This is a genomic window from Streptomyces milbemycinicus, assembly GCF_002154605.1.
GTDB classification, from domain to species: domain Bacteria; phylum Actinomycetota; class Actinomycetes; order Streptomycetales; family Streptomycetaceae; genus Streptomyces; species Streptomyces milbemycinicus.
Map to the genome: position 1 here is coordinate 1 of NZ_MUNE01000467.1, position 6,786 is coordinate 6,786.

Consider the following 6,786-nt stretch of genomic DNA (forward strand, 5'->3'; position numbering starts at 1 on the left):
GCGACGGGGTCGATGTCCGAGCCATAGTCGGGGCTGGTGCGGGCCTCGAAGTGCAAATGCGGGCCGGTGACGTTGCCCGTGGCGCCGGACAGGCCGATCTGCTGGCCGGGGGTGACCGTCTGGCCGACGGAGACGCCGATGGACGACAGGTGGCCGTACTGGGTGTAGGTGCCGTCGTTCATCTTGATCACGATGTTGTTGCCGTACGCACCGCCCCAGCCGGCCTCGACGACGGTGCCGGAGCCGACGGAGTGCACCGAGGTGCCGGACGAGGCGTGGAAGTCCACCCCGGTGTGGCTGCCGGACGACCACAGGCCGCTGGACGCCTGGTAGCCGGTGGAGAGGTACGAGCCGGTGATCGGCGACACGAACGTGTTCAACCGCTTGCGCTCAGCCTCGCGCGCCGCGCGCTCCTTGGCCTCGCGTTCCTGCTTGGCCTTCTTCGCGGCCGCCTCGGCCTTTCGCTTCGTCTCGGCCGCCTGACGCGCGGCCTCCTTGCGGGCCTGGGCCTCGGCCTGCGCCTTGGCGGCGGCCTCCTCGGCGGCGCTCTGCTGGCTCTCCGCCTGGGCCTCGACCTGGCCGGCGAGCTGGTCGTCCATGGCGACCGCCTGGCGCAGCCCGGTGTCCTCGAAGCCGCGCGGGTCGTCCGTCGCCGCGAGGGCGGGGGCGGCGAAGCCGGCGACCACGCCGGAGGCGGCCAGCGTGGCTATGCCCGCAAGGTTGGTGTTGGAACGTGCGGTGCGGGGGGCCCGGGTGGGGCGGCGGTGCTTCCCGGCGGTACGGGTGAACGCCATGGTCCGGCGCACTCCTTTCCTTCCTCTCGCCTACCGGGTTAGCTGACGGGTTCGGAGCAGGAAGGTCTCCTACGGGCCCCTCCCCCTGGCGGGAAGGCGTCCGATTCACCCCTGGGGATCACCCGTCCGGCGCCGCGGGCGGCGACGGGCGAGGTTGGTTCCCCGGCTCCCCTGGCTTGCGCCGTACGGGGACTCGGCGATGGTTGCCCGTGCCGCGGGTGCGGCGTGTCTCGGGCGGACAACCGAACTGACGCTAAGCGTGATCCCATTCGTTCACCAAACGGTTCCGCTTTTTTGTTGGTTTCCCCACAGACACGATCACCCAGAGGGTCAATCTCTGCCATAAAGCGGACGAAACGACCGACGAAACGACCGACAAAAAGAGACCCTGGCGCCTGAAGCGGCGCCAGGGTCCTTGTCGCGACGGCCCGTTGCTCCCTGGCCGGGTCGGCCTGTCGGTCTGCCGATCCGTCAGTTTGTCGGTCTGTTGGCCCGTCAGCCCTGGATGACGCGCACCTCGCCGATGCCGAGCGCCTTGACCGGCTCCTCGATCTGTGAGGCGTCACCGACGAGCACCGTGACCAGCCGGTCGGTCGGGAAGGCGCTCACCACCGCGGCGGTCGCCTCCACCGTGCCGGTCTCCGCGAGGCGCGCGTACAACTGCGCCTGGAAGTCGTCCGGCAGATGCTGCTCGACCTGGTCGGCGAGCGTGCCCGCGACGGCGGCCGCCGTCTCGTACTTCAGCGGGGCGACCCCGACCAGGTTCTGCACGGCGACATCGCGCTCGGCGTCGGTCAGGCCCTCCTCCTTCAGCGTGCCCAGCACCTTCCACAGGTCCTCCAGGGCGGGGCCGGTGACCTCGGTGGCCACCGAGCCGCTGATGGCCAGCAACGCGGCGCCCGTGGCCCCTCCGGAGGCGTCAGGGGCCGCGGAGCGGAGCACCTGACCGAAGGCGCGCACGCCGTACGTGTAGCCCTTCTCCTCGCGCAGCACCCGGTCGAGCCGGGAGGTGAGGGTGCCGCCCAGGCAGTAGGTGCCCAGCACCTGGGCGGGCCAGACCCGGTCGTGGCGGTCGGCGCCGATCCGCGCGATGAGCAACTGGGTCTGCACCGCCCCCGGCCGGTCGACGATGATCACGCGGCCGGTGTCGTCGGCGGTGATCGGCGGCATGGGGCGGCGCTCGGCGGCGCCGCCCGTCCAGGCGCCGAGGGTTTCGGCCAAGGCCTTGTCCAGGTCGACGCCGGTCAGGTCGCCGACGACCACGGCGGTCGAGGTGGACGGGCGGACATGCGTCTCGTAGAAGGCCCGCACGGCCGCGGCGTCGATGCCCTCGACGGTCTCCTGGGTGCCCTGGCGCGGCCGGGACATCCGGGACTCGGCCGGGAACAGCTCCTTGGACAGCGCCATCGAGGCACGCCGGGCCGGGTTGGCCAGCTCGTGCGGGATCTCGTCCAGGCGGTTGCGGACCAGCCGCTCGACCTCGCCCTCGGGGAAGGCGGGCGCGCGCAGCGCGTCGGCCAGCAGGCCGAGCGCCTTGGGCAGCCGGGAGACGGGGACCTCCAGGGACACCCGGACGGCGGGGTGGTCGGCGTGGGCGTCCAGGGTGGCGCCGCAGCGCTCCAGCTCGGCGGCGAACTCCTCGGCGGTGTGCTTGTCGGTGCCCTCGGACAGGGCGCGGGCCATGATCGTGGCGATGCCGTCGAGCCCGGCCGGCTCGGCGTCCAGCGGGGCGGCGAGGTTGATCTCCACGGCGACGACCTGCTGGCCGGGGCGGTGGCAGCGCAGCACGGTCAGCCCGTTGGACAGCTCGGTGCGCTCGGGGGCCGGGAAGGCCCACGGCCTGGCGGCACCCGCCTGCGGCTGCGGGTGGAAGGTCATGGTGGTGGCGGCGTCGCTCACTGGGCCGACTCCCCTTCTGCGTCGTTGTCGTCGGCTGCTGCGTCGTGGTCGCCGTCGGCCTCGGCGTCGGCCTGCTCGGCGCCCTGGACCGGCTCGTAGACCAGCACCGCGCGGTTGTCGGGGCGCAGCCTGGCCTGGGCCACGGCCCGCACCTCCTCGGCCGTCACCTGAAGGACGCGCTCCACGGCGGTCAGCGCCAGCTGCGGGTCGCCGAACAGCACCGCGTAACGGCACAGCTCGTCGGCGCGGCCGCCGACGGTGGCCAGCCGGTCCAGCCACTCGCGCTCCAGCTGGGCCTGGGCGCGCTCCATCTCCTCCGGGGTCGGCCCCTCCTCGGCGAACCGGGCCAGCTCCTCGTCGACGGCGGCCTCGATGTCGGGGACCTCCACGCCGCCGGAGGTCTTCACGTCAAGCCAGCCGAGCGAGGGGGCGCCCGACAGTCGCAGCAGGCCGAAGCCCGCGGCCACCGCCGTACGGTCCCGCCGCACCAGGCGGTTGTGCAGGCGGGAGGACTCCCCGCCGCCCAGGACGGTCAGCGCCAGGTCGGCGGCGTCGGCCTCGCGGGTGCCGTCGTGCGGCAGCCGGTAGGCCGCCATCAGGGCGCGGGCCGGGACCTCTTCCTCGACGACCTCGCGCAGCTGTCCGCCGATCACGTCCGGCAGGGTGCCGTCGCGGGGCGGGCGCTTGCCGTCGTGGGAGGGGATGGTGCCGAAGTACTTCTCGATCCAGGCCAGGGTCTGCTCGGGGTCGATGTCGCCCACGATCGCCAGCACCGCGTTGTTCGGCGCGTAGTACGTGCGGAAGAACTCGCGGGCGTCCTCCAGGGAGGCCGCGTCCAGGTCGGCCATCGAGCCGATCGGGGTGTGGTGGTACGGGTGGCCCTCGGGGTAGGCCATGGCGACCAGGCGCTCGAAGGCCGTGCCGTACGGCACGTTGTCATAGCGCTGGCGGCGCTCGTTCTTGACGACGTCGCGCTGGTTCTCCAGGCTCTCCTCGTCCAGCGCGGTCAGCAGCGACCCCATGCGGTCCGCCTCGAGCCACAGCGCCAGCTCCACCTGGTGGGTCGGCATCGTCTCGAAGTAGTTGGTCCGCTCGAAGCTGGTCGTCCCGTTGAGCGAGCCGCCGGCGCCCTGCACCAGCTCGAAGTGGCCGTTCCCCGTGACCTGCGCCGAGCCCTGGAACATCAAGTGCTCGAAAAGGTGAGCCAGACCCGTACGCCCCTTGACTTCGTGGCGCGAGCCGACGTCGTACCACAGGCAGACCGCCGCGACCGGGGTCAGGTGGTCTTCGGAGAGCACCACCCGCAGGCCGTTGGCCAGCCGGTGCTCGGTCGCTGTCAGGCCGCCGGAGCCGGCTTGTTCCGTGGCCGTGTGACCCATGGGCATGTACGTCCCTTCGATCGCGTGATGGAGCGCGTGCGAGCCGCTTGAAGTGCGGTCCTGTCACTGTATGCAAGCGCACCGACATCTGGCGAAGTTCCCGCCGGGGAATCTCGCGGAGGGGGCGTTGTCGGTAGCCCGTTCCACACTTGTCGGTGGTCCGGTCCACAATGGTCGGCGTCAGATCCCGCCTCGGCAGTTGAAGGAGCCGCAAGCGCGATGGCCCGCCGCAGCACAAAAACCCCTCCGCCGGACGATTTCGAGGAGCGCATTCTCGACATCGACGTCGTCGACGAGATGCAGGGCTCCTTCCTCGAGTACGCGTACTCAGTCATCTACTCGCGCGCCCTGCCCGACGCCCGGGACGGGCTCAAGCCGGTGCACCGGCGCATCCTCTACCAGATGAACGAGATGGGCCTGCGGCCCGAGCGCGGCTTCGTCAAGTGCGCCCGGGTCGTCGGCGAGGTCATGGGCAAGCTGCACCCCCATGGCGACGCGTCGATCTATGACGCGCTGGTGCGTATGGCCCAGCCCTTCTCGATGCGGGTGCCGCTGGTCGACGGCCACGGCAACTTCGGCTCCCTGGGCAATGACGACCCGCCCGCGGCGATGCGATACACCGAGTGCCGGATGGCCTCGGCGACCTCGCTGATGACCGAGTCGATCGACGAGGACACCGTCGACTTCGCGCCGAACTACGACGGCAGCGAGCAGGAGCCGCTGGCGCTGCCCGCCGCCTATCCCAACCTGCTGGTCAACGGGGCGTCCGGGATCGCGGTCGGCATGGCGACCAACATGGCCCCGCACAACCTGGGCGAGGTGATCGCCGCCGCCCGCCATCTGATCAGGCACCCGGGCGCGGACCTGGACGCTCTGATGCGGTTCGTGCCGGGCCCCGACCTGCCGACCGGCGGCCGGATCGTGGGCCTGGGCGGCGTCCGGGACGCGTACGAGAAGGGGCGCGGCACCTTCAAGATCCGCGCCACGGTCTCGGTGGAGGACGTGACGCAGCGCCGCAAGGGCCTGGTCGTCACCGAACTGCCGTTCACGGTCGGCCCCGAGAAGGTCATCTCGAAGATCAAGGACCTGGTCGGCTCGAAGAAGCTGCAGGGCATCTCGGACGTCAAGGACCTCACCGACCGCCAGCACGGCCTGCGCCTGGTCATCGAGATCAAGAACGGCTTCAACCCGGAGGCCGTGCTGGAGCAGCTCTACAAGCTGACGCCGATGGAGGAGTCCTTCGGCATCAACAATGTCGCGCTGGTCGACGGCCAGCCGCTCACACTCGGGCTCAAGGAGCTGCTGGAGGTCTATCTCGACCACCGCTTCGATGTGGTGCGGCGGCGCAGCGAGTTCCGGCGCACCAAGCGGCGGGACCGGCTGCACCTGGTCGAGGGTCTGCTGGTCGCCCTCCTCGACATCGACGAGGTCATCCGCGTCATCCGCTCCAGCGAGAACGCGGCGGAGGCGAAGCAGTCCCTGATCGCCCGCTTCGAGCTCTCCGATGTCCAGACGCAGTACATCCTGGACACCCCGCTGCGCCGGCTGACCAAGTTCGACCGGATCGAGCTGGAGTCGGAGCGCGACCGCCTCAAGGCGGAGATCGAGGAGCTGACCCGGATCCTGGATTCGGACGCCGAGCTGCGCAAGCTGGTGTCGGCGGAACTGGCCCAGGTGGCCAAGAAGTTCGGCACGGAGCGGCGCACGGTGCTGCTGGAGTCGGCGGACGCCCCGGTGACCGCGGTGCCGCTGGAGGTCGCCGACGACCCGTGCCGGGTGCTGCTGTCCTCCACCGGCCTGCTGGCCCGCACGGCCAACGGTGAGCCGTTCCCGGGCGAGGAGCAGGCCAAGCGCGCCAAGCACGATGTGATCGTCTCGGCGGTCCCGGCCACGGCCCGCGGGGACCTGGGGGCGGTGACCTCGACCGGGCGGCTGCTGCGGCTCGCCGTGGTCGATCTGCCGATACTCCCGGAGACGGCTTGGGCGCCGAACCTGGCGGGCGGGGCTCCGATCGCGGAGTTCCTGTCGCTGGAGGACGGCGAGGAGCTGATCTGCCTCACCACGCTCGACGAGTCCTCACCAGGGCTCGCGATCGGCACGGAGCAGGGCGTCGTCAAGCGCGTGGTCCCCGACTATCCCGCCAACAAGGACGAGTTGGAGGTCATCGGCCTCAAGGAGGGCGACCGGATCGTCGGCGCGGTGGAGCTGCGTACGGGCGAGGAGGACCTGGTCTTCATCACCGACGACGCGCAGTTGCTGCGCTATCCGGCGAGCCAGGTACGACCACAGGGCCGCCCGGCGGGTGGCATGGCCGGTATCAAGCTGGGCGCGGGAGCGAAGGTGATCTCGTTCACGGCCGTCGACCCGGCGGTCGACGCGGTGGTGTTCACGATCGCCGGCTCGCACGGCACCCTCGACGACTCGGTGCAGCAGTCGGCCAAGCTCACTCCGTTCGACCAGTACCCGCGCAAGGGCCGGGCCACCGGCGGGGTGCGCTGCCAGCGGTTCCTGAAGGGCGAGGACTGCCTGGTCCTGGCCTGGGCGGGCGCGACACCGGCCCGCGCGGCCACCTCGACCGGCACCCCTGTGCCGCTGCCGGAGCCCGACCCGCGCCGCGACGGCTCGGGGGAGGCGCTCGCCAAGCCGGTGGCCGTGGTCGCCGGGCCGGTGTAGCGGGCCCGGCCCCCAGTGCAGCGGCCGAAGCGGCCGGGCCG

The 6,786-nt window shown here is 71.4% G+C and carries 4 protein-coding genes and 1 riboswitch; of the genes, 1 reads left to right on the forward strand and 3 read right to left on the reverse strand.

Annotation, left to right across the window (positions count from 1 at the left end):
* From CCN51_RS33650 to CCN51_RS33660, 3 genes are all read right to left on the reverse strand, one after another.
* Positions 1–794: M23 family metallopeptidase (locus CCN51_RS33650; RefSeq protein WP_086860459.1), on the reverse strand; the 794-nt coding region annotated here is incomplete at its 3' end.
* A gap of 12 nt (positions 795–806) precedes the next feature.
* A riboswitch (cyclic di-AMP (ydaO/yuaA leader) is annotated at positions 807–1,003 on the reverse strand.
* Positions 1,004–1,289: 286 nt separating this feature from the next.
* Entirely contained in the window at positions 1,290–2,693 is a 1,404-nt protein-coding gene (locus CCN51_RS33655) for a M16 family metallopeptidase (protein ID WP_014175882.1), read from the reverse strand.
* Entirely contained in the window at positions 2,690–4,078 is a 1,389-nt protein-coding gene (locus CCN51_RS33660; protein WP_078610408.1) for a M16 family metallopeptidase, read from the reverse strand. Before CCN51_RS33660 ends, CCN51_RS33655 begins: the two co-directional genes overlap by 4 nt.
* 213 nt (positions 4,079–4,291) lie before the next feature.
* Between CCN51_RS33660 and CCN51_RS33665 the strand changes: the two genes are divergently transcribed.
* Positions 4,292–6,745 carry a DNA gyrase/topoisomerase IV subunit A gene (locus tag CCN51_RS33665; protein WP_014175884.1) on the forward strand — a complete coding sequence of 818 codons (2,454 nt, stop codon included), beginning with the start codon at positions 4,292–4,294 and terminating at the stop codon, positions 6,743–6,745.
* The last annotated feature ends 41 nt before the right edge of the window (positions 6,746–6,786 follow it).

Excerpts from the sequence above, each read along its gene's own strand:
- CCN51_RS33660 (WP_078610408.1), bottom strand. The coding sequence starts at position 4,078 with ATGCCCATGGGTCACACGGCCACGGAACAAGCCGGCTCCGGCGGCCTG.
- CCN51_RS33665 (WP_014175884.1), top strand. The coding sequence starts at position 4,292 with ATGGCCCGCCGCAGCACAAAAACCCCTCCGCCGGACGATTTCGAGGAG.